At 30.1% G+C, this 25,357-nt stretch carries 20 protein-coding genes and 1 pseudogene; 6 read left to right on the plus strand and 15 right to left on the minus strand.

The features are described from left to right. Positions 1–84 precede the first annotated feature (84 nt). From GQS57_RS00090 to GQS57_RS00100, 3 genes are all read left to right on the plus strand, one after another. A complete protein-coding gene (locus GQS57_RS00090) occupies positions 85–741 on the plus strand; it encodes a rhomboid family intramembrane serine protease (protein WP_165730031.1) in 657 nt (218 codons plus the stop codon). 182 nt (positions 742–923) lie between these two features. After that, positions 924–1,469, plus strand: a complete 546-nt coding sequence (locus tag GQS57_RS00095) for a Smr/MutS family protein (protein WP_165730033.1) — start codon at positions 924–926, stop codon at positions 1,467–1,469. A 9-nt stretch (positions 1,470–1,478) separates the two neighbouring features. Further along, entirely contained in the window at positions 1,479–2,612 is a 1,134-nt protein-coding gene (locus tag GQS57_RS00100) for a cysteine desulfurase family protein (RefSeq protein ID WP_165730035.1), read from the plus strand. 33 nt (positions 2,613–2,645) lie between these two features. On the opposite strand, the gene GQS57_RS00105 is transcribed toward GQS57_RS00100, so the two are convergent. From GQS57_RS00105 to GQS57_RS00145, 9 genes are all read right to left on the minus strand, one after another. Then, positions 2,646–3,230 carry a transposase gene (locus GQS57_RS00105; protein WP_165730037.1) on the minus strand — a complete coding sequence of 195 codons (585 nt, stop codon included), beginning with the start codon at positions 3,228–3,230 and terminating at the stop codon, positions 2,646–2,648. A 92-nt stretch (positions 3,231–3,322) separates the two neighbouring features. Continuing rightward, entirely contained in the window at positions 3,323–4,861 is a 1,539-nt protein-coding gene (locus GQS57_RS00110; protein WP_165730039.1) for a hypothetical protein, read from the minus strand. Positions 4,862–4,871: 10 nt separating this feature from the next. Beyond that, positions 4,872–7,163 (minus strand): FdhF/YdeP family oxidoreductase, encoded by a 2,292-nt coding sequence (locus GQS57_RS00115; protein ID WP_165730041.1) that lies wholly within the window; start codon positions 7,161–7,163, stop codon positions 4,872–4,874. Next, the gene (gene fdhD, locus GQS57_RS00120) at positions 7,156–7,965 is read right to left on the minus strand and encodes a formate dehydrogenase accessory sulfurtransferase FdhD (RefSeq protein WP_165730043.1); all 810 of its coding nucleotides are present in this window, start codon (positions 7,963–7,965) and stop codon (positions 7,156–7,158) included. The genes GQS57_RS00115 and fdhD overlap by 8 nt, the downstream gene beginning before the upstream one ends. Positions 7,966–8,170: 205 nt before the next feature. Further along, the gene (locus GQS57_RS00125; RefSeq protein WP_165730045.1) at positions 8,171–9,355 is read right to left on the minus strand and encodes a class I SAM-dependent methyltransferase; all 1,185 of its coding nucleotides are present in this window, start codon (positions 9,353–9,355) and stop codon (positions 8,171–8,173) included. Positions 9,356–9,361: 6 nt separating this feature from the next. Continuing rightward, on the minus strand, positions 9,362–10,444 hold the full coding sequence (locus GQS57_RS00130) for an AI-2E family transporter (protein WP_165730047.1): 1,083 nt from the start codon (positions 10,442–10,444) through the stop codon (positions 9,362–9,364). Then, positions 10,444–11,727 (minus strand): hypothetical protein, encoded by a 1,284-nt coding sequence (locus GQS57_RS00135; protein ID WP_165730049.1) that lies wholly within the window; start codon positions 11,725–11,727, stop codon positions 10,444–10,446. Before GQS57_RS00135 ends, GQS57_RS00130 begins: the two co-directional genes overlap by 1 nt. Positions 11,728–11,812: 85 nt before the next feature. Next, on the minus strand, positions 11,813–12,682 hold the full coding sequence (locus GQS57_RS00140; RefSeq protein WP_165730051.1) for an RluA family pseudouridine synthase: 870 nt from the start codon (positions 12,680–12,682) through the stop codon (positions 11,813–11,815). 9 nt (positions 12,683–12,691) lie between these two features. Further along, positions 12,692–13,042 carry a hypothetical protein gene (locus GQS57_RS00145; protein WP_165730053.1) on the minus strand — a complete coding sequence of 117 codons (351 nt, stop codon included), beginning with the start codon at positions 13,040–13,042 and terminating at the stop codon, positions 12,692–12,694. Positions 13,043–13,112: 70 nt separating this feature from the next. Between GQS57_RS00145 and GQS57_RS00150 the strand changes: the two genes are divergently transcribed. Then, the gene (locus tag GQS57_RS00150; protein WP_165730055.1) at positions 13,113–13,643 is read left to right on the plus strand and encodes a flavodoxin; all 531 of its coding nucleotides are present in this window, start codon (positions 13,113–13,115) and stop codon (positions 13,641–13,643) included. A 240-nt stretch (positions 13,644–13,883) separates the two neighbouring features. On the opposite strand, the gene GQS57_RS00155 is transcribed toward GQS57_RS00150, so the two are convergent. The 6 genes and pseudogenes from GQS57_RS00155 to dnaN form a co-directional block, all read right to left on the minus strand. After that, on the minus strand, positions 13,884–14,054 hold the full coding sequence (locus GQS57_RS00155; protein ID WP_165730057.1) for a hypothetical protein: 171 nt from the start codon (positions 14,052–14,054) through the stop codon (positions 13,884–13,886). 44 nt (positions 14,055–14,098) lie between these two features. After that, positions 14,099–16,042: a hypothetical protein gene (locus GQS57_RS00160; protein ID WP_165730059.1), complete on the minus strand. Its 1,944-nt coding sequence runs from the start codon at positions 16,040–16,042 to the stop codon at positions 14,099–14,101. A gap of 82 nt (positions 16,043–16,124) precedes the next feature. Further along, positions 16,125–16,551, minus strand: a pseudogene (locus tag GQS57_RS00165) (VOC family protein). 100 nt (positions 16,552–16,651) lie between these two features. Beyond that, positions 16,652–18,343, minus strand: a complete 1,692-nt coding sequence (gene ggt, locus GQS57_RS00170) for a gamma-glutamyltransferase (protein ID WP_165730061.1) — start codon at positions 18,341–18,343, stop codon at positions 16,652–16,654. A 137-nt stretch (positions 18,344–18,480) separates the two neighbouring features. After that, positions 18,481–19,050, minus strand: coding sequence for an ACP phosphodiesterase (locus GQS57_RS00175; protein WP_165731256.1), 570 nt, complete (start codon positions 19,048–19,050; stop codon positions 18,481–18,483). A gap of 165 nt (positions 19,051–19,215) precedes the next feature. Further along, complete coding sequence (gene dnaN, locus GQS57_RS00180; protein WP_165730063.1) at positions 19,216–20,334, minus strand: DNA polymerase III subunit beta; 1,119 nt, start codon at positions 20,332–20,334, stop codon at positions 19,216–19,218. A gap of 268 nt (positions 20,335–20,602) precedes the next feature. On the opposite strand from dnaN, the gene GQS57_RS00185 reads away from it, so the two are divergent. Next, positions 20,603–23,098 (plus strand): PIG-L family deacetylase, encoded by a 2,496-nt coding sequence (locus GQS57_RS00185; protein WP_165730064.1) that lies wholly within the window; start codon positions 20,603–20,605, stop codon positions 23,096–23,098. Positions 23,099–23,437: 339 nt separating this feature from the next. Beyond that, positions 23,438–25,324 (plus strand): sodium:solute symporter, encoded by a 1,887-nt coding sequence (locus GQS57_RS00190; RefSeq protein ID WP_165730066.1) that lies wholly within the window; start codon positions 23,438–23,440, stop codon positions 25,322–25,324. Positions 25,325–25,357: the final 33 nt, after the last annotated feature.

Raw genomic sequence — 25,357 nt, forward strand, 5'->3', positions numbered from 1 at the left:
GAGTATTATTTTAAGTATGCAAATATCGGATATAAATTTAAAATGGAGTAGCATTAGTAAATCAGATTTCAGTAATTTTGCTTTATGATGAACAATATAAATCAAGCAGTATTAATACTGATTATTGCCAATGTTTTGGTGTCTATGAAAGGGTTTAATGATTACTCTTTTTTAGATAAATATAAGTTTCAAGTAGGTAAAGTTTTATCTGGTGAAAAAATAAGAACCTTAACTTCTGGTTTTTTACATGTAGACTGGCTGCATTTAGGTTTTAATATGTATGCTTTATATCTTTTTGGAGATATTGTTGCTCAGATTCTAGGGATTCCAGGTTTTTTAGTAATCTATTTTGGAAGTTTATTATCAGGTAGTTTGTATTCACTTAAATATCATAAGGATGAACCTTATTATAGTGCTGTAGGAGCTTCTGGAGCCGTTTCTGGTATTGTGTATGCTTCGATACTTTTATATCCTGCAATGGAATTGTATTTGTTTTTTATTCCAATACCAATTCCTGGTTATATTTTTGGAGTTGGGTATTTATTGTATTCAATTTACGGAATGAAAAAGCAATTGGGTAACGTTGGGCATTCTGCACATTTAGGTGGAGCAATTGGAGGTTTTGCAATTACATTGTTGCTAAATCCGTCTTTATTTGAAACAAATAAGATTTTAGTAATAGCATTAGGTGTTCCAATTATACTATTATTACTTTTTGGTGATAAATTAAAAAGTTTATAAAAAAGAGGCGATTGCTTACTGTGATGAACTCCAGATTTACTGAACTTGTTTTAGTGTCTTACTTAACGTGTTAAGGAATCAGAATTTATAACTATTTTAGAGAGAAAACTTTTTCAGCTTGTTACTTTTGTAATAAATATACTTTCTAAAAAAACGATAATAAAATTAAGTCAAAATATAGAATGAGTTTAAAAATTGGAAATAAAGTAGCTGTTTTAGATGATGTTCTAAAAGGAAAAGTCATCGGTATTAATGGTGCTGAAATTTCTGTGGAAACTACCGATGGTATGATTTTTAAATTCAATGCATCAGAATTAGTACGAATTGATGTTGAACAGCATGAGTTATCTAAGTTTAGTGATATTAATAATTCACTTTTAAAAGATAAGATTGCACAGAATAAACCAAAGAAAAGTTTATTTAAAAAAGAAAAGAAAGAAGTTATTTTAGAAGTCGATTTACATATTAGTAAACTGACGAAGTCTACAAGAAACATGGATAATTACGATATGTTAAACCTACAATTAGATACTGCAAAAAGTAAAATTGAGTTTGCCATAGCTAAAAGAATCGCTAAAGTTGTTTTTATACATGGAGTCGGAGAAGGTGTTTTAAGATCTGAACTTTTAAGATTATTAAATAAATATCCAGTAAAATTTTACGATGCTTCTTATAAGAAATATGGCTTAGGAGCTACAGAAGTTTATATTTTTCAAAACCCTATTTAATTTTAAGTTATGAAAACCGTTTATTTAGATAACGCAGCAACCACACAAATAGATGACCAAGTTATAGAGTTAATGCATACATCTATGAAAGGTAATTATGGTAATCCATCATCTATTCATCAATTTGGTAGAAAAGCAAAATCTGCCGTAGAAACTGCAAGAAAAAATATAGCAAAGCATTTTAATGTAACGGCCAGCGAAATTATTTTTACTGCTGGTGGTACAGAAGCAGATAATTTAATATTGCACAATGCTGTTTTTAACCTCGGTGTTAAAAGAATTATTACGACGAAAATAGAGCATCATGCCGTTTTACATACGTGTTTTCATTTAGAAAAAAATCATAACATACTTGTCGATTATGTAAACCTTGATGAATTTGGATCTGTGGATATTGTTCATCTAGAGCAACTTTTATCAGGATCAGAAGACAAGACACTGGTAAGTTTAATGTTGGTTAATAATGAAATTGGTAACATTTTAGATATTGATGCAGTTGCAGGGATTTGTAAAAAAAATAATGCATTATTTCATTCGGATACCGTACAAGCGATAGGACATTATAATATTGATTTACAGAAAACATCCTTAGACTTTATGGTAGCGAGTGCGCATAAGTTTCACGGACCAAAAGGAGTAGGGTTTGCTTTTTTTAGAAAAGGATTTGGAATTTTACCAATGCTTCATGGAGGAGAACAAGAAATGGGAGCAAGGTCTAGTACCGAAAATGTTCATGCTATTTTGGGCATGGAAAAAGCATTAGAATTAGCTGTTTCTAATCTGAAAAAAGATCAAAAAGAAATAGGGGGGGTAAAAGAGTATTTTATATCAGAATTAAAAGGACTTTCAAAAGATATTGAGTTTAACGGACTTTCATCAGACATAGAAAAAAGTAGTTATACCATTTTAAATTTACGTTTTCCTTTTATCAACGACATGCTTTTATTCAGTTTAGATATGGCAGGAATTGCTATTTCTGGTGGAAGTGCTTGCCAAAGTGGTAGCAATAAAGGTTCGCATGTTTTAAAAGAAATTTTAAACGATACAGATGCAGATAAAACTTCGGTTCGTTTTTCTTTTTCTAAATACACTACAAAACAAGAAATTGATTTTGTTGTAAATTATTTAAAAGAAAATATTTAGTTAGCAATGCAACTAACGTATTTGACGATTAAATTATTTATAAAATTTATCTTCATTCCACATTAAAGGGTTGTTTGTAATGTAATTCTGAACTTTATTGAAAGAGATATTATTGCGAATAATATGATCATGAAAACGAGATTGCCAACCAAAATATTGGTCAATTTTTCGAGCATTTTTTGATACAACAGATTTATAAGATCGTATAATGGTAGAAATAGAACCGGGTTTTGGTGAAATTTTTGCCATTTGTTCATTTTTGGCACCAATATTTTTATCCCCCGTAGAAACGTTGCACTGCAACGTTTCAATTTGTTTGTCAATAATTTGTTTGTCAATAATTAGAATTCTATGGGTATGATTGGGCATTATCACAAAATTACCCAGTTCCACAAATGGAAAATGTTGAGGGATTTCTAACCAATATTTTTCTGCCAATTTTCCTATTTCATTTAATTGCATTGTAGGTAAATTGCTGGGCAATTTTTTTACAATTTCACCAAATAAATGTTTTCGATTGGCGGTACAAATTGTTATAAAATACGCACCATTATTCCTATAATCCCAAGATTGCAAACGGGTAGAGGAAACGCGGTATTTATTTTTAAATTTGTCCAATTTTTTGATTGATGTTTAATTTGATTTTAATCATAGAGACATTGCAATGTTTCCAAGAGAGAGAGACCTTGCAATGCAAGGTCTTTACGATATTATTTCAACTTTAAAAAAGAGATATTATACTTTAAACCAAGGTTGATAAACGGGCTGCTTAGTTCTCCTCCTTTTGCTTTTACATAACCAGCAGCTGCTCTTAAATTTAAGGTTTTAGAAAGCTCATAATCGAATCCTAAACTTGGTTTTATAATTAAACCTTGTCCTGTAGCAATACCTCCGCCACCTGCAGCACCTCCTAATAGTTGTGCAAATAAAGAAGTAGAATCATTAAATAAAGGATCCATTTTTAAACCTACACCTACCAAACCTTCACCATAAGCGCCTGCATTACCAAAATTTGCAAAAGAAGTTTGACCTGCAACATATACATTTTTATTTAAATCTAAATTTATTTGTAAAGAAATTTGATGCATGTGTTCTGTAGGATCTTCCATTCTTTTTGCATTAAAGTACATGTCTTGTTTTACAATAACTTCAAAGCCTTTAAATTTCCCTTTTGTAAAAGTTGTGTTGTCTGTATTTATTCCATTTCTCTCTATATAATATTTAATACCAATCCCAAAAGTAGAAGTATAAAAATCTTTATTAGGAGTTAATAGATATCCCTTATTAACAGAGACATAAATGTCTTTAAATAATTGTTGTTCTATAGATAAATCAGGATAGAATAAGAAACCACCTTTACTATCTACACCACCACCACCACCGGCACCAATACCAAATTTCGCTAAAATATTGGTTCTATTTCTGTTCATTGATAAGTGATATCCTCCACCAAGTAAAACATCCATATAACCTGCTCTAATACCATCGTAAGCACCATCTACTTTTAAAAATGTAAACCAGTTTTTGTTTAAGTAAGAAGTATATTCAAATCCGGCTAATTTTATGGTTTTACCTTCTAAAATTTGATCATCGGTGGATTTAGCCTTGCTTAAAACTTTTAAATTGTTAAAATGAACCATTAAAGAGTTTCTTTTTGGATTTTGATTCCAACTAGTATTTGCAAATTCATTTAAATCTATTTCTTTTTCTGCTGATTTATAATCTGAATATTCAAAATCTAAAGGAATTTCTAAAGCAACATTTAGTTGATGCCCTTTAATTTCTCCTCCATCAAAAAAGTTAACATGACTCCAACCTCCGTTTATTGAAAAGTTTTTAAAGTCATAACCTAAATTAAAATGAGGTAATATAAAAGCACCACCGCCATCAAGAGCACCTGCACCACCACCGCCACCAAAGTGAAAACCGGTATCTACATATAATTTATTAGAAAAATATTTTTTAAGTCCTGCGTTTACTCCCAAAGTAAAAAAACCACCTCGTATTCCTGCAATAGAACCATAAAGTCCAACACCTGTATAGAATTCATCAACTAAAAATAAATTATAGTGAATTCCTGTAAACCCCATATTGGGTTCTTTGTAAGTTTCTATCATAGGCATATCAATAGAAAGAAAATCTATTTTTGCAAAGCCTTTTTGTGTAATTTTCTTCGGAATGTTTTCTGTCTGAGAAAATAATAGTTGGTTAGAAATAAGAAGTATGAGTAAAAAAGTAATCTTTTTCATAAGGTAATTTTTATCTTTTTTTAATGGTAATAATCACTGTTTTTGAAGCTGGAGTATTGCTAATATCTGCTTTACTTTTTAAGGGAACTAATACATTCGCTTCTGGGAAATAAGTGGCGGTACATTGTGTAGGAATCTGATATGGAACTACTAAAAAACCTTTAGCTTCTCTTTCTTCATTATTAAAATGACTCGTTAAATCTACCAAATCTAATTTTTTTAAATGTAGAGATTTCATATCACCTTCATTCATAAAAACAACCCTTCTTTCATTTAAAACACCTCTGTACCTGTCGTCTAAACCATAAATAGTGGTGTTGTATTGATCATGAGTTCTAATGGTCATCATCATAAATTGATTTTTCTTTAACTCAATTTCAGAAGGTTTATTAATGCTAAAATTAGCTTTACCAGTTTTTGTTGGCGTAAAATCATTTTCTCGAGCATTGTTCGGTAAATAAAATCCGCCTTTAATTCTTACACGAGTGTTAAAATCTGTAAAACCAGGAATGGTTGCTTCAATTTTATTACGAATAAGATCATAATTAGAAATTAACGCTGTCCAATTTGTAGTTGAGTTTTGTAATGTTGTATTTGCAACTGCTGCTACAATTGCAGCTTCACTTAATAATTGGTTAGAACAAGGTTGCAATGTACCATGAGATTGTTGTACAACTCCCATAGAATTTTCTATAGAAACAAATTGTTCACCATTTTCTTGAAAATCTTTTTCAGTTCTTCCTAAACATGGTAAGATTAATGCTTTTTTACCTGTAATTAAATGACTGCGATTCAATTTGGTTGATACTTGTACTGTTAAGCTGCAGTTTTGTAAAGCTTTTGCAGTAAAAACAGTATCTGGTGTTGCGGAAATAAAATTCCCACCCATTCCAAAAAACACTTTGGCTTCTTTTTTGTGCATGGCGTCAATGGCTTCTACAACGTCAAAACCAAATTTTCTTGGTGCTTTAAACTTAAATTCTTTTTCTAAATTGTCTAGAAATGAAGCGGGTGGTCTTTCCCAAATCCCCATAGTTCTATCACCTTGTACATTTGAATGTCCACGAACAGGACACGTACCTGCTCCTTTTTTACCAATACTTCCTTTTAATAATAAAATGTTTACAATTTCACGGATATTATCAACCCCATTTTTATGCTGTGTTAAACCCATTGCCCAACAAATAATAATATTTTTATTGTTGATAATGAGTGCTGTAGTTTCTTTAATTTGATCTAAAGTTAGTCCTGTTTGTGGTAATAACTCGGCTATAGAATAGGTGTCTAAATCTTCTAAAAGAGCTTCTAAACCCGCTGTTTTTTCTTTTATAAATTGATGATCGAAAACGCTATTTGGTTCAGTATCTTCTTTTTCTTTCATCAACTTTAAGATGATTTTTAATAAGGCAACATCACCATTTATTTTTACAGGTAAAAATAAATCGGTTAAACCCTGACCAGATCCAATCCATTTTAATGGATTTTGAGGATCTTTATAATTCATTAAGCCAACTTCTGGTAATGGATTTATTGTAATTATTTTTCCACCTTGTTTTTTTGTTTCTCCTAAAGCGGTTAACATTCTTGGGTGATTTGTACCCGGGTTTTGTCCAATAACAATCACTAAATCGGCATGATTAAAGTCGTCTAACGTAACAGAACCTTTTCCTATGCCGAGTGTTTGAGAAAGTGCCACACCACTAGATTCATGACACATGTTAGAACAATCTGGTAAGTTGTTTGTACCAAACTGACGTACAAATAATTGATATAAAAAAGCAGCTTCATTACTGGTTCTACCAGAAGTATAAAAGATAGCTTCGTTAGGAGAATCTAAAGAATTTAATTCTTCACCAATCATTTTAAATGCATGTTCCCAAGAAATCTCTTCATAATGTGTTCCGCCTTCTGGCAAATACATTGGGTGTGTAATTCTTCCACTTTTTCCAATTTCGTAATCAGAAAATTCAGATAGCTCTTGTACAGAATGTGTTGCAAAGAATATGGGAGAAACTTTGTTTTTAGTAGCTTCTTCTGCAACAGCTTTTGCTCCATTTTCGCAATATTCAGCTAAAAAAGCTCTTTTTTCATCAGGATCTGGCCATGCGCAGCCAGGGCAATCAAAACCATCTTTTTGATTTAATTTTGATAATAACTGAATTCCTTTACTAACTCCAACTTCATCCTTAATATGTGTTAAAGCAGAAACAATCGCTTTTACGCCAACTGCAGATTTAGGAACTTCTGTTAATTGAATCCCTGTTAGTTTTTCTGGCGGTTGTACTTTTCTGTTTTTAGACATAGCTTTTCGTTTTTTCAACAAATGATGGATTTGAATAAATGGTCATTTTTTGCTCTCTTGTAAAACCAATTAAGCAAATACCAAATTCTTTTGCAAAATCTACTGCTAATGAAGAGCAAGCAGAAACTGCTACAATAATTGGTATTTTTGCTATAAATGCTTTCGACACAATTTCGTAAGAAACGCGTCCGCTTACCAGTAGGTATTTAGCATGCTTTAAATAGTCTTTTATTAACAAATCTCCTATTACTTTATCTACAGCATTATGTCTACCAATATCTTCTTTAACGGTTAAAAACTCATGGTTTTTATTAAAAATTGCTGCTGCATGACTACCACCAGAGTTTTTAAAGGTATGCTGAAAACTATTCATTTTTAAAAACATTTCATGTAAAACGGTACTAGAAAAAGTAGTTGTTTGAGTTAGTTTTTCTCCTTCAACATTAATATCTTTTAGCTCTTTTTTTCCACAAATTCCGCAGGAAGAAACAGAGAGCAATGTTCTTTTATTTAAATATCCTTTACCTAATATCTCTTTGGAAATAGTAACGTTTATAATCGTCGGAATTTCATTTTCTTCTTCAACTACTTCAAAAATTAAAGTTTTGTCACTTTTATAAATATCTTCAGCAAAAAGCAATCCTCTTATTAATGCTTTGTCATTATCTGGTGTTCTCATAACCACAGTATAAGGCTCATCATTAATGTTAATTTGTAAAGCAGCTTCTACAACCAAAACATCCTGAATTGAAGTCTGTGTATTTTGATTAATTTTTAGTGCTTGATAAGTGCTTGTTTGCATGTTTAGAAAGTTAAGCTTTCCATACAAAATTACTGAAAAAAGTAGTGTAAAAAAACAAAAGCCTCGAAAGTGAATTCGAGACTTTTTATTTAAGTGTTTTAAGCCCCTAATCAAAAAACACTTAAAGTGTTCGTAAACTTAGTAAAAAAACTGAATAAAATGTTAAGAAATGGATTTAATTTATTAACATTTAGTTGTTTAGGCTCTATTTGTGCTGTTTTTTCTTACAAAGAATAACAATATACTCAGTAGTGTTAAGCGTTGTAAAGAATAAATATGTATTTCCTCCATCTTTAATTTTGGTATCTTTTCTAATTTGAGCAACCGTTTTTGGGAAATTTCTTGTGGTAATATTTGCTTTGTTTTCTACAACTAATTTTTTAAGTTTCTTTTTATCGTAACTTAAAACGTTCTCTATTTTAAAGACCCTTCCAGGAAAATCAATAATTTCATCAGAAGTATATAAATGAGAATGTTGTTGTAATTTAAAAACCTTTAATTGTTGTGAAATTTCATGAAAACCTCCAGATTTTAGGATTGCAGCGTTTGGCTCATACAAATAGGTGAGTGGCTCAGAATATTCAGAATTTACTGCTTCTTTATAATTAAAATTAAAAGTTTGTATCTCTTTTTTACCAATATTTACGGTTCTGATTTTTATTGGATCACTGTACTCTTTTTCTAATAAAAACAACAATTCTTTCACTTCATTATTCACGGCAATAATATGAATTTCTTTTACAAATTTTAATTCATTAATAGTGCTTGTAATATCTAAAATAGGTGAGTTTTTAATGAGGATTTGATTGGTTTTGGTAAAAAGAAAATCGATGTTTTCGGGTACATTCGGCAAACAATCATTTAGTAAGAACACCTTTCCTTTTAGATCATTTCTTCTTGATGGATCTATGTAAATACAATCAAATTTTGCTTTGTGATTTTTTAGATATTCAAGTCCATCACCCGAAAATGTAGTTATATTTTTTACTTGTAGTTTCTGATAGTTGTGTTTTACAATTTCAGATAGATCCTCATTAATTTCACAATGAATAACTTCTTTAAACTTTTTTGAAAAATAAAAACAATCTACTCCAAAACCTCCTGTGATATCTATAATTGAATTTCCTGAAACCAAGTTGTTTTTATAAGCAGCCGTAATTTCTGAAGAGGTTTGCTCAATACTTATTTTGGGCGGATAATATATGTTTTCTGTAGAAAACCAGCTAGCAAGTTTGTGTTCAGATTTTTGTTTAGCCACAATTTGGTTGGCTAATTCTTGTACAGAAATATCTCTAAATGGACTTCCTTTTAAAATCAGTTTTGTAATGTTTGATTTTAAATTATCAGTAATAAATTGCTGAATTTCTGGACTTAAAATGGCTTTATTCAAAAGAAATTAGAGATCTTTAGTTAATGATTTTACTATTTTATTATCAGCTAAAAACTCTTTTAAAATTACTTTTAACGCAGTGTATAAAGGTACGGCAGTAATCATACCTACAACACCAAAAAGTAGGCCTCCAATAATTATTATTAAGAAAATTTCTAACGGATGAGATTTTGTTGTCTTAGAAAATATAATTGGCTGACTCGCAAAATTGTCAATTAATTGTGCAATTAGATAACCAGTCATTACATACATGGTTGTTGGCAAAATTTCTGATTGAAAATCTAGTCCAATATTACTCGTCATCGACAAAATAAACATAATTACGGCGCCAATTAAGGGACCAACATACGGAATAAGGTTTAACAAAGCACACAAAAAAGCAATAACGACGGCGTTATTAATTCCAAAAATTAGTAAGATAACAGTGTATATGATAAACAGGATTGTAATTTGAGAAATTAGTCCAATAAAATATCTAGACAGTAAATTATTAATGGTATCTAAAGATTTAGAAAACCTGCTTTCATTGCCTTCTGGTACTATTGCCATCACGCCATTTTTAAGCAAGTGACTATCTTTCATAAAAAAGAAAGAGATAAATAATACTGAAAATAAACCAACACTTATAGTACCTACAGCGCCTAAAATAGCATTTAAGAAATCAGGAATTTCTTTAAATTGAGAAATAAAATTTACATTTTTTAATTCCCCCAAAACATCTATTCCTCTAGAAGAAAAATAGCCTGTAATTTGATTAAAAATTTCTTGAATATTTGCTTCTAGTTTATCTACTTCGAGCAAAGATAAATTTTGGCCTTGCTCAGTAATTAAAGGGATAAACATTAAAATTAAACCTGTTAATAGGCTTAACATAAAAATCATGGTAAATACAACAGCAAGCGTATTTGGAAACTTTAGTTTTGCTCTTAGAAAAATAATGATAGGTCTGGCAACCAACGATAAAATGCTTGCAATTATAATATAAATAATTACAGATTGAATGGTGTATAAGAAATAGCCAAGAAGAAAAATACCTAAAAGTATTCCTATAGCCCTTAAAATTCCGCTGGCAATTGTTTTAGATTTCATTAATTATATCCTTTTATTGCACCCATACTTAAAATATTACCATTACCAAAAACGTGGTTTGTAGGTAACAAAGTACCACTCTCTGTGGTTATCCAGTCTTGCCAAGTAGCAGGGACTCCATTCATCTTTTTACTTGGTACAAACATTTTATAGCTTTTAGGAATGTAGTTTTCATCTACAAACCAAAGATAAGAGTCTCCAGGAGTTGTACCACCAGTAGTATATTTCACTAATAAAGCATCTTTGTCATCTACTTTTTGAATAGTTCTAATAGTTCCATTATCAAATAATTTATGAGGAGCAACCAACCAAAAAGAGTCATTATTAAAAATATCCCAAGCTTTTTTTACAACTTCAGTATTTGCAATTTCTTGTTTATTTTCGTTGATAAAAACGGTACTATTTTCTTTATTTCTAGGATATAAATGTACACGAATGCTATCCCAAGAAACATCTACAATATGTTTTTCTTTGTCCCATTTAAAATGTCTTTTTCCTCCAAAGCTCCATTCTATAAAACGAGTGTTTTTGTAAGCTTTATGTTTTATCGCTTTTAAAATATTATTAGCAAGAATATCTGCTTTACTATTTTCCGATGTTACTTCTCCCATACTTATTTCTAAACCAAATAAAGAAAGTTTGTGTTTAGTTGGTAATTTTATACCCGTTTTGGTGTCTTTTAAATCAGACCAAGTGGCAGAAACACCACCAATAGGAATTATTGAAGTCCACATTTTAAAAGAAGTTGGTAAATAGTTTTCATCTAAAAACCATAAATAAGAATCTCCGGGAGTAGAACCTCCGGAAGTGTACGTAATTAATAAGGCATCTTTATCATTATACTTTACTAGGCGTCTTTCTGTTCCAGCATCAAAAACTTTGTAAGGAGCTACTAGCCAAAAAGAATCGTTATTAAAAAAGTCTTGTGCCTGTTTTATAATTTTTGGATCTGGGTTTTCAACAGCAACTCCTTTAACGTCCACAAGGCTTTTTTGCGGTTCATTTAAAAATAAATGAACGGTATTTTCATCCCATTTTACAACAACAACATTCGATCTTTTAATCCATCTATAATGATGTTCATTTCTAAAACTCCATTCTAGTATTTCTGTGTCTTTGTAGGCATCAATATTTAATGCTTTTAACATTTTATTTGCCAAAGCATCGGCTTCTTTACCTTGTTTTCCTTCTGGTAAAGGCTCGTTGTTGGTAAAATAATAGATTCCTGCAGAAACAATTATTAGTAATAAAATAATTCCAAGAAATTTAAAAAGCTTCTTCATTTTGTGATTTTATAATAAGTGGCTAAATTAATCTTTTTAGGATGAAGAAACTATGTGTTGGCTTTATTAAAAGTTAATGAGGTTTTTAAAACGATAGTTCATTAAATATTTTTTTAAATTTCTTTGGAAGTTCTTTTGATATAGAAATAGGTGTTTTTGTAAAAGGATGCATAAAATCTAAAGTTGCTGCATGTAAATACAAGCCTTTTCCGTTTAAAACTTTACCTTCTAAAAAGTACTCTTTATCACCTAAAATAGGATTTCCTATAGAAAATAAATGTTTTCTAAGTTGGTGTTTTCTTCCTGTTTTTGGTGATAATTTCACCAAGTTTAAATACTCAAAACGTTCTGAAATTACAGATTGTAAAACTTGAAAATCTGTTTCAGATTCCTTTTCATCAATAGGGAGTTTTATTGCTCCTTCTGAGTTCATTTTACCAATAGTAACAGCAAAATAGGTCTTTTGAACTTTTTTCTCTTTAAATAGTTTTCCTAATGCTGTAATTGCTGTGCTTGTTTTACCTATTAATAAGAGTCCGCTTGTAGGATAATCTAACCGATGGATTGGTTGTGGTTTTACAGCATCAGCTAAAGTGCTTTTTTTAAGGTTTTGTGCCAATCCATTTGCAATGGTCACAAACTTATTACCACTTACTAAAATACCTGCAGGTTTGTAAACTATTGCTAACGTTTCGTCTTCAAATAAAACCTCAATATCTAGTTTTAGTCTTTCAAATGTTGATGAGTTTTCAGACTCAAAAAGTTCTATTTTTTCTCCTCCAGTAATGTATTTGGAAGTGGTTGCTAAACTTCCATCAATAAAAATAAGTCCTTTTTTGATAGCTTTTTTAATACCAGACTTTGTAGGCATTGTGTTAAAAATACCAACGCTATATTCTTGAAAACGAATTGGTTTTTCTAACTTTTCAACAATATGAGTTTCTGATATATGCATTATCTTATTTTAATTAATTAAAGAGTTTAATTGAATTTCAAAAATAGTGCCTTTTACAAGATCTTCTAACTCATTTATATTTTTTCTTGTCGATTTAAAAATAAGTTTTGTATAACTTGTATTGCAGGTTATTTGTTTGAGTTCATTACAATCATCACATTTACAAGCCATTTTTACTGATTCTATGACCTCCAAAAAAGAAAAAATCTCATTATCTTCTAATATTAAAGCGATATCTCCTATTATTATCTGAATTTTATTCATACTTAAATCAGGGGCTAAATTATCTTTAAAAAAATAAGTAGCTCCAATATTGTTATGATAAATGGTTTGTAGATAAAACATTTGATTTTTTGTCAAAAATACACTTATTTTTATTTAGAATAAATAAAAATAAGTGTATTTTTGCATTGTACTTAAATTGATAAAAGTGGGAGAATTAGAAAAAATAGGGTTGTTTTATGGTTCCGATACTGGTGTAACAGATGAAATCACAAAATATTTTGAAGAATATTGGGAAGATGGAAATTTAGAGTTATCTGAAATTGGGTATGTTTCTATTTGTGATTTTAATAAATATAAAACGATCATAATAGGTTTGTCAACTTGGTATGATGGAGATTTACAGAGCGATTGGGAAGATTTTTTTGATGATTTTAAAACAATTAATTTTACAGGTAAAACAGTCGCTATTTATGGTTTGGGAGATCAAATTGGCTATGCAGAATATTTTGTAGACGGTATCGGAATACTTGCTAAAGTAATTATAGGAAATGGAGGTAAAGTAGTTGGTTATTGGCCTACAGAAGGTTATCGTTATACAGAATCTGTTGCCATTATTGAAGACAACGAAGATCTGTTTTATGGTTTAGCGTTAGATCATGATAATGAATCTCAATTAACCGATGATCGTTTAAAAACCTGGATAAAACAAATCAAAATTGAATTTAAAGAAGCTTAAAATTAAATGTGTTGTTTTGTTGAAGTAGCTGTATTAATAGAAAAAGTAAGTTCTTAAACTTTCACACTATTTTATAGCTACTTTTTTATAAATAAAAACCCAAACGTTTTTCTTATGGTTAGTTACGTTGTTTCAATCTGGGAATTTACAAAATAAAGCACGAACGGCGAAGTTTAAAAGGAATTTCCCAAGTGAACTAAAACCAGCAATTATTTATACATATGTTGTAACAACATGTTTTTAATTCATATCTTGAAAGACTTTTTCTATTTCTTTCCTCAATTCTTTTATATGAATTTCCGTACTTTTTATAGAATCATTTTTCTTTAACCGATCAATTGTACTTGTTATTGAGATTAATTCATTTTCGGGAAAATCATACATTGAATTCCAATTACCTTGATTCTCCATTTCAAAATAGTCAAGGTCATTCTTTTCAGTAATTCGCCTTTATTCTATATCTTCCTTGAATTATAAATATTTAGGTCATCATCTATTTTTAAGAAAGCTAAAAATATTAACTTTAAATAAGTGAAGTATGCATATTCGTGTTTCTCAATTTCAATAGGATTTGCTTGGGTTCCATGTAAATAACTATTTCTTAAGTCTAATCCATTTGTAAACTCACTTTTATTCAAAAAATAGTTAAAATATGCTTGTTCTGGTTTAGAAAATAAAGAATTTGTAAAGTTGATTATGTTTTCTGTAGCCATACGTTGTGCTTCTTCTTGAAAGACAATCGGATAATGATAAAATGAACCAACTTCATTTTCATATAAATCTTTTATTATTAATAAGCGTTCAAGATTTGTAATTTGGATAAACCCTTTTTTGTCAATTATTATAATTTTTTTTTCTAGAAGATAGTTTAATTGAGGTTTTTGATGTTCTTCATAGTTATTGAGTTTTACTTCTTCGTTAGCTAATAAGTCAAAAAATGTTTTGTATTTATTATCTTTAAATGGTTCAACATATGCTAAAAGGGTTTGGTTAGAAAAAAATATATTAGAACAAGCAACCATAACTTGATTCTTCTCATTAAAGTATAGATATTTTCTTGAGTTTAAACTAGGTATATCTTTTATTGTTGATGGTGAAGATGATATTTGTAAAAGTTCAAAATCAATATTTCCATTTTCAACGAAAAGTTTAAATTGTTTTAGTGTAGATTCAAATTCAGGTGCAAGTAATCTTACTTTTTCAAAATAAGAAATTGCTGTAGGAATTGAGAATCTTGCATTATTTGCAAAAGCGTACTTTTCTTGAAATGATTTTGTGAAAACAAAATGAAGAATGTCTTCTAGTTTGTTGTTTAAATTATTCAAAACTCTACCATAACATGTTATTTGAGCTTGAGATGTCATTTCAGAAAGTGAAAAAGTTATTCCTCCACTATATTCATGTTGTGAGTGTACACCTATGATTTTATCAAATAAGCCTAATTCACTTTTCTTACTGACAAGGTTTATTCTATATTGATTATCAAGGTACTCGAATAAATAATAGAAGTTTTGGAATAAAAAGTAAGGACTATTATTTTTTTTTATAAAATCTAAACTATAAGTGTAATTAGCTATTTGACTGTCATCAATAAATACATCCTTGATTTTTTCGGCATTTTCAGGAAAGCCAATATTAACTCCATATTTCATTCCTCCTTTATCAGCGAAAAATTTATCTACTTCATTTTTATGTAAACGTTTAGCTTTAAGTCTAGTTTTATCAGAAATTTTAAAGTCAGTTTTATTTTTGACATTCTCTATTAAACCTATATAATTTAAGTTTGGATTTTTAGAATCTAAATAGTTTGAAATTATAGCTTCTTTATGTTCAATAGTTAAGCTTTTAGGAATAATTTTTTTTAGATCATTTTTAACTTCATATACTGAAATTAATATTTCAGCGGATTGTGAGTAAGTCAATAAAAAATCTTTTAAAGTGACATTGTATTTATCAACAATGTTTTTGTGAGTTAAAATTATATTAATTAAATATGGCTCTTTTGTTAATATAACTTTAAAGGTATCTTTTGATATACGTTTAAAAACATTTTGATTATTGACTAATTCCCAAAACGAATTTGTATAGTTTTGAAGAATCTTATTATATAGTTCTATAGCATTATTATCATCTATTTGTGAAATAAATTTACCTACGATTTTTCCAAATTCAGATACTTTTTGCTTAAATTTTAAGATATCTTCAGAGTTCCAGTTTTTTAAATATACTTCATTATCAATGTATTTTTTGATGTTGTAAAGCTCTAAAACCTCATTAATATCATCATATGTTGATTTTGTTTTTCCTATTAAAATCTTCTCACCTTTTTGAAGTTGATGTCCACCAGCCATATCTTCTTTTGAATAAAATACAACTTTGTTTAAATCCGATTTGTGCATTTGTTTTCTGGTGTTTTTTTAGGTGACTGTATGTAGTTGGGATTTTTAATTTTTATGCAATCATGAATTTCTACTAATTGCTTTATTTAGCAAATAATTGATTCATATCTTGAAAAGCTTTAAACTCTAAAGCATTATTTTCTGGGTCTTTAAAAAACATGGTTGCTTGTTCACCAACTTTTCCTTGAAAACGAATACAAGGAGCAATTTCAAATTTTGTGTTAACAGATTTTAAACGCTCTGCTAAAGAATGCCAATCTTCCCAAGTTAAAACAACTCCAAACAAAATGCGGAACTGGAACATCATGACCATCAACAGGGTTTGTAACAGCTTCTGTTGGTACATATTCCTCTTTTTGGTGAATTACCAATTGATGTCCGAAGAAATTAAAATCTACCCATTGTTCTGTACTTCTGCCTTCTTCACAATTTAAAATATCTCTGTAAAAGGTTCTGCATTTTTCTAAGTCTTGAACAGGAATCGCTAAGTGAAATGGTTGTACTTGCATACGTTTAAAAGTTTTGTTGATTTATTATTTTGTCGACAATTTCTTTAGTCTCAATATTTTTATTTTTGCTAACTGCTAACTGCTAACTGCTAACTGTCAATTAAAATCCTACAGCAGTGTCATCTCCACGTTTGTCTGCTCCACCTTCTAAGGTCGCGTCGGGTAACACTAAAATTGCTGAAACTTTACCGATAATTCTAGAAGTAGTTTCATCAATGGTGTATCCAAGGTCTTTTAATTCTGAGGTTACTTGTTTGTCAAAACTGTTCGGTTCCATTTTAACTACATCTGGTAACCATTGGTGGTGAAATCTTGCAGCATTTACGGCTTCTTGCATCCCCATTTTATATTCATGAACATTTAGGATCGTTTGTAAAACAGACGTTATAATGGTAGATCCACCAGGAGTTCCGACTACCATAAAAAGTTGGCCATTTTTTTCTACAATAGTTGGTGTCATAGAACTCAACATTCTTTTTTCGGGATGAATTTCATTTGCTTTTGCACCAATTAAACCAAACATATTTGGCACACCAGGTTTGCTGCTAAAATCGTCCATTTCATTATTGAAAAAGAAACCTAATTCAGGTGAATATAATTTAGATCCATAAGCACCGTTTAAGGTTGTAGTTACAGAAACTGCATTTCCAAATTGATCTACAATTGAATAATGGGTAGTTTCATCACTTTCTATAATTTCTATATGTCCATGAGAAACATCAGCTGATTTTGTTGCTTTTTCAAAGGAAAAATCAGACATTCTTTCTGTTGCATATGCTTTAGAAATTAATTTTTGTTGTGGTACGGTAACAAAATCTGGATCTCCTAAAAAGAAGCTTCTATCTGCATACGCACGTCTTTCTGCTTCTGTAATAACTTGAATAGATTTTGTAGTGTTATGTCCAAATTTATCTACATCAAAAGGCTCAATGGCTTTCATTATTTGTGCTAATGCAATACCACCGCTAGATGGAGGAGACATCGAAATAACTTTTAAATCATCATAGGTAAAAGTAACTGGAGTTCTCCATTTAGCTTCATATTTTGCTAAATCTTCTAACGTGATGATTCCTCCATTGGCTTGAATAAAATTCACTATTTTTTGAGCAGTTTCCCCTTTGTAAAATTCATCTAATCCGTTTTGTTGAATACGGATTAACGTTTCTGCTAACGCAGGATATTTAATAGTGTCATTTTCTTTCCAGTTTTTATTAAAAGGAATGGAATCTTTATTTGCTTTTAAAAATAAAGATTGATAATTTTTGATTCTATCTTCTTGCTTTTTAGTTACAACAACACCTCGTTTAGCTAATGCGATAACAGGCTTTAAAATTTCTGACATCGGCATTGTCCCAAACTTTTTATGAGCAGTAAAAATACCTGCTAATGTACCGGGAACTCCAACTGCCATCGCACCTAAAGTGCTTTTTTCATTTACAACATTACCTTCATTATCTAAATACATGTCTCTGCTTGCAGCTAACGGTGCTTTTTCTCTATAATCTAAAGCACCAATTTCTCCATCAGCTTTTCGGTATACCATAAAACCACCACCACCAAGGTTTCCTGCAAATGGGTATGCAACTGCCAAAGCTAAATCTGTTGCCGCCATTGCATCAAAAGCATTTCCGCCTTTTTTAAGAATTTCAACACCTATTTTAGATGCTTCAATTCTTGCAGAAACAACCATTGCCTTTTGAGTAATTAAACCTGTAGTATGCTCTTTTTTTTCTGCTGTCTTACAGTTTATCATGAAGAGTGAAAGACTTAAAAGTAAAATTATTTTTTTCATAAGGTTGGTGTTAAGTTCTTTAATTTTTATTTAGATAGTTATTTTAATCGGCTATCTACTTTTATTTTTTTTAGAAGGAGTAATACTTCAATTTAAAACTTCTTCGTAGTAGTTGCTCAAAATATATTCAATAAAAATTACTCTTGAATTTCATTTGTATTAGAAACGCTAGTCAGTTCTTTAAACTTCTGATTTGTATGCTCAATTAAATCTTTAAAAAATAAGGTAAAATCTTCTTGAAGTTCATCTTCTAAAAGGTCTAAATCTTCGATAGCTAAATTCATTTGAGATTTTCCTTTGGTTCTGGTATTCATTCCGTTTAAAACCTTTGCAATTCCGTCTTTATATTGATAATTGAACAAAATATTATATTCAATCATATATTTAATAAAGTTTTGAGACTTTACAGGTAAATCGTCTGAAATACTACTAAATAAATCATAAACGTTTTTGGTATAGACTTCTAGAGGAACGTCTGAATAATCAGCCCAATTTTTTGCTAAGAAATAATCATAAAAAATATCGATAATTACGCCATCATAATGTCTGTAGCGTTCGTGTAAACGTCTTTTACTTTTTCTTACAACTTCATGAGCATCTGTAAACGTATCAATTTCTCTGTGTAAGAAAATTCCTTGCTGAATTTCTTTAGAAAAGCTCAAATAATTATTACCTCTAATATGGTCGGCAATAAAATTACCAATCATAATATTGGTGTTGTTTTGTGATAAATATAAATGGGCAAGGAAATTCATGAAGGTAAATGTAAAGAAAAAACCACAATTAATTTTTAATCAATTGTGGTTTTTAATATTATAATTTCCTGTTTTTACAGGAATGATACATCGTTTTAATGCAATAAATAACGTGTGTTAGCTATTTAACATTACTGGCATTACAAGCATAGTAACTTGTTCACCTTCGTCAGTACCATCAATAGGAGTTAAAATTCCTGCTCTGTTAGGTAAAGACATTTCAATTAAAACATCATTAGAACTTAAATTGTTTAACATTTCGCTTAAAAAACGAGAGTTAAAGCCAATTTGCATATCGTCACCTTGGTAATCACAACTTAAACGTTCGTCTGCTTTGTTAGAGAAATCTAAATCTTCTGCAGAAATATTTAATTCAGTACCCGCCATTTTTAAGCGAATCTGGTGCGTTGTTTTACTAGAGAAAATAGAAACACGTCTTACAGAGTTTAAGAAAGAAGCTCTATCTACAGTTAATTTATTTGGATTCTCTTTTGGAATAACCGCTTCGTAATTTGGATATTTACCATCAATTAAACGACATACTAAAACTACGTTATCAAACGTAAATTTTGCATTTGCATCGTTATATTCAATAGTAACATCACTATCAGAACCACCTAAAATACCTTTTAATAAGTTTAAAGGTTTCTTTGGCATAATAAATTCTGCCGTTTGATCTGCAGTAACATCCGTTCTTGTATATTTTACTAATTTGTGAGCATCCGTTGCAACAAAAGTCAAACTTTGCGAGCTAAACTGAAAAAATACACCACTCATTACAGGGCGTAAATCATCATTTCCTGCAGCAAATATTGTTTTAGAAATTGCAGTTCCTAAAATACTTGCAGGTACTACTGTTTTACTTGGTGATGGTAAAGAAACCGCTTTAGGGAATTCATCTCCACCAAAATAAGCCATGTCATATTTACCTTGATCAGAACTAATTTCAATTGCATTGTCACCTTCCGTTTTAAACGTTAAAGGTTGGTCTGGAAACGTCTTTAAGGTATCTAATAATAAACGTGCAGAAACAGCTATAGAACCAGAACTATCACTTTCTACATCTATTACAGAACTCATTGTTGTTTCTAAATCTGATGCAGAAACTTTTAATTGATTTTCAGATAATTCAAACAAAAAGTTATCTAAAATTGGTAGGGTATTGTTGCTATTTATAACGCCGCCTAAAACTTGTAATTGTTTTAATAATTGCGAACTCGATACAATAAATTTCATTGATTTTTTATCTTTATTAGTCTTACAAATATAACCTTATTAAGTGATTCTGAAAATTAATTTATTAACAGGTTATGAGCATTTTGTTAATGAAATTTGAAACGTTATAATTATGTTAACAAATTTCTAGACCCCTCATAAAAAACTACATTTGTTTTTAGGACAATCTGTAATTTTTTAAAGATTGTTAGACTAAGCATTGCAATGAGGTTTATATAATTTTTTTTAACTTCACTAAGCCTTAAAAGAATAGACCAATTTTATACCTATGAAGAAATTTTTACTTTCTACACTAGCATTTTTACTGATTTCTGTTTCAGTATTCGCTCAAAAGCCTCAAAAATTAACCTCGAATCAGATTTACGAGAAAGTTCAAAAACTGAATTTCTTAGGGACTGCGCTCTATATTGCTGCGCATCCAGATGATGAAAATACGCGCTTAATATCTTATTTATCAAATAATGTAAAAGCAAGAACAGGATATTTGTCTTTAACAAGAGGAGATGGAGGTCAGAATTTAATAGGTTCGGAACTTAGAGAATTATTAGGAGTTATTAGAACACAAGAATTATTAGCCGCTAGAAGTGTAGATGGTGGAGAACAACTATTTACAAGAGCTAATGATTTTGGGTACTCTAAACACCCAGATGAAACATTAGAAATTTGGAATGAAGAAGCCGTTTTAAGTGATGTTGTTTGGGCAATAAGAAATTTTAAGCCAGATGTTATTATCAATAGATTCGATCATAGAACGCCAGGTACTACACATGGGCATCATACAGCTTCTGCTATTTTAAGTGTGGCAGCTTTTGATATTGCCAATGATTCTACTAAATATTCTGATCAACTTAAATATACCAAAACTTGGCAACCAAAACGCTTGTTTCATAATATTTCTACGTATTCTTTTAAAAGTCAAGCTGCTTTTAATGATGCTACAAAAGATTTAATGTCTGTTGATATTGGCGAGTATTATCCTTTAAAAGGTTTGTCTAATAACGAGATTGCATCTATAGCAAGTAGCCAACATTTGAGTCAAGGTTTTGGACGTTTAAGCACAAGAGGATCTCAAAAAGAGTATGTAGAGTTTTTAAAAGGAGATTCTTTAATAGTAGAAAACGATGTTTTTTCTGGAATTAATACTACTTGGAGTCGTTTGAAAAATGGAGCTTCCATTGGAAAAATTTTAAAGGATGTTGAAGATAATTTCGATTTTGTAAATCCGTCTAAACACTTATCTAAATTAATGTTAGCGTATAGCATGATGAGCGATTTAGAAGACAATCATTGGAAAACAATTAAAGAAAAGCAAATTAAAGAAATTATTGAGGCTTGTGCAGGTTTGTATATAGAAGCTTCTGCAAATAGTTCTTCTGGAACACCAAATTCTAAAATTGATATAAATTTTGAAGTATTAAATAGAAGTGATGTAAACATGCAATTAACATCTATTGTTTCTGAATTGGATAGCATTGAAATTTTTAAAGGATTTAATTTAACAAAGAATGAGAAATTTACATTTAAAGAAACATTTTCTTTAAAAACAGATTCTTATACAGATCCTTATTGGTTGCGTAAAGAGGCTACTTTAGGAATGTATACTGTAGATGATCAAGCATTAATTGGACTGCCAGAAACACCAGGAATTTCTAAAATAACGTATAAATTAATCATAGATTTTATTCCGATTACCATTACAAAGAATGTTATTAGACGATATGCTGAAAGAGATAAAGGAGAAATTTATGAACCTTATGAGGTTTTACCAGAAGTAACTACAAAAATTAAAAACAAAGTGCTTATTTTTTCTGATAGCATTTCTAAGAGTATCAATGTAGCAATTAGAGCTGGTATTCCTTTTGTGCAAGGAAAAGTAAGTTTAAAAGTTCCTGAAGGTTGGCGAGTAACTCCTGCAGAAATTAACTTTAATATTGAACAAAAGGAAGATGTACAAAATGTTTCGTTTTTAGTAACTCCCTCTAAAGATCCATCTGAAGGAAAATTAGAAGTTATTGCGGTTTCTAAAGGAGAAAGTTATACTAAAGAATTGGTTGAGATTAATTACAATCATATTCCTAAACAAAGTGTTTTGTTAAATTCTGAAGCAAAAGTTGTTCGTTTAGATATTCAAAAAGTAGGAAATACAATTGGTTATATAAAAGGAGCAGGAGATGCGGTTCCAGAAAGTTTACGTCAGATTGGTTATAGCGTTGAAATTATAAACCCTATAGATATTAATGAAGAAAACTTATTAAAGTATGATGCTATTGTTTTAGGTATCAGAGCTTATAATGTTGTTGATGAATTAAAATTTAAACAAAAATTCTTGTTAGAATATGTGGCACAAGGAGGAAATATGATTGTGCAATATAACACCAATAGAAATGTAGATGTTGCAGCACCTTTCCCTTTAAAGTTGTCTAGAGATAGAGTAACAGACGAGTCTGCGGATGTTTTAATATTAGCAGAAGACAATCCTTTAATGAATTTTCCTAATAAAATTACCAACGAAGATTTTAATGGTTGGGTACAAGAACGTGGTTTGTATTTTCCTAATATTTGGCATGAAGCTTATGTACCTGTTTTATCTATGAATGATAAAGGTGAAAACATGAAATTGGGTAGTTTATTGATTGCAAAATATGGAAAAGGAAATTATATCTATACCGGTTTAAGTTTCTTTAGAGAATTGCCTGCTGGAGTTTCTGGAGCATATAGATTATTTGCAAATATGTTGTCTGTAGGGAAAGAGGTTTCAAAGTAAGTTTTAAGTTTTCATGTTTCAAGTTTGAGGTTTAAAGTTGGAATATTAAAATGAAGTTTAAAAATGACAAAAGTAGACAAACAAGTTTAGCCCTGATAGAGTTATTTGTTTGAGCTCTTTTTTACTGTCAGTTTGAGTGAATTTGAGAAGAATGAGCAAATTTGTATCGAGAACAGAAGTAAAAAAAGCGAGTAACGAAAGCAGGAAATAGCTTCTAATAAAAATAGAATGAAAGAAGAAAAATATACTTGGAAAAAAGAATATTCATTGGTCTTAATAGCGAATGTAATTTATATTATTGCGTTTTATTTAATTACAAATTATTTTACAGTTTAGTCTATGGAAATTGAAAGTAAATTACATGCAATAGATTGGATTATTCTGTCTGTTACTCTAATTTTTATAGTAGCGTATGGTACGTACGTAACTAGAAAAAATGACAATGTAACCGATTATATTAAGGGTGGGAGCGATTCTAAATGGTGGACGATTGGTCTATCTGTAATGGCAACGCAAGCGAGTGCAATTACGTTTTTATCTACACCAGGGCAAGCGTTTCATAGTGGTATGGGGTTTGTACAGTTTTACTTCGGATTGCCTATTGCAATGATTATAATTTGTGTGGTTTTTATACCGATTTATCATAAATTAAAAGTCTACACAGCTTACGAATTTTTAGAAGGAAGATTCGATTTAAAAACGAGGAGTTTAGCGGCAATTTTGTTTCTAATTCAGCGTGGCTTAGCTGCCGGAATTACCATTTTTGCACCTGCCATTATTTTAAGTGCAGTCTTAGATTGGGACTTGTTAACGCTGAATATTATCATTGGTTTTTTAGTGATTATTTACACGGTTTCTGGAGGAACAAAGGCGGTAAACGTAACGCAAAAACAACAAATGATCATCATTTTTATAGGAATGCTAATTGCGTTTTTTATGATAATGAGTCAGCTTCCAGAGAATATTACATTTACCAATGCATTAGAAATAGCAGGTGCAAGTAATAAAATGGAAGTGTTAGATTTTTCTTTTGATTTAAGTAATAGATATACAGTTTGGACTGGGATTTTAGGAGGAACTTTTTTAATGTTATCGTATTTTGGAACAGACCAAAGTCAGGTGCAACGTTATTTGTCTGGGAAATCGGTTAGAGAAAGTCAGTTAGGTTTAATTTTTAACGGTTTGTTAAAAGTACCAATGCAGTTTTTTATTCTGTTAATTGGGGTAATGGTTTTTGTTTTTTATCAATTTAATGCATCTCCATTAAACTTTAATCCAACAGCAAATGATGCGGTTCAAAACTCTGAATTTGTTGGCGAATATCAAAAATTAGAAGCAGAACACACCATTATAGAAAATGATAAAAGATTGTTGTTTTCTGATGGTTTTCAGATGGAAGAAGCGACTCGAATTCAAGAATTAAATGAGCGAGATTTAGCTTTAAAAGAATCGGCTAAAGAAATCATTAAAAAAGTAAATGAGAAATCTATTAAAAAAATAGAATCGAACGACAAAGATTATGTGTTTATTCATTTTATTTTAAACAATTTACCGAGAGGGTTAATCGGACTTTTATTGGCGGTTATTTTATCTGCAGCAATGTCTTCTACAGCATCAGAATTAAACGCTTTGGCGAGTACAACCGCTATAGATTTGTACAAGCGAAATGTAAGAGAAGATAAAGATGAAGAGCATTATGTAAAGGCTTCTAAATGGTTTACATTACTTTGGGGAATCATTGCCATTTCCGTGGCGTGTGTGGCCAATTTATTCGATAATTTAATTCAGCTTGTAAATATTATTGGGTCTATTTTCTACGGAAACGTCTTGGGTATTTTCTTGTTGGCATTCTTCTTTAAAAAGGTAAATGGAAATGCGGTTTTTAGAGCAGCTTTAATAACGCAAATATTAATTTGTTCTATTTATTATTTCGGAATTTACAACTTAGAATCACAAGGTTTAGAACCGATAATTAGTTATTTATGGCTGAATTTTATTGGATGTGTTTTGGTGATATTTTTATCACTATTATTCGTTTTTAAAGCGATAAATAAGCAAAGTAAAGTCGCCTTAATAATTAGTTTATTGGCTATTTTAAAAATTACATATGATGTATTGAACGATGTTTCTTTAAACATAACTCATGTTGTTTCTCTAATTGTACTATTTTCTTTTTTAGGGTTCTTTAATATTGATAAGACGATTTTAAATGAAAAAGAAAATTAATTGAGAGTACTTTAGATAAATAAATGTAGACAG

Origin of the sequence: Polaribacter sp. 20A6 (genome assembly GCF_011378915.1) — a bacterium.
GTDB lineage: Bacteria > Bacteroidota > Bacteroidia > Flavobacteriales > Flavobacteriaceae > Polaribacter > Polaribacter sejongensis.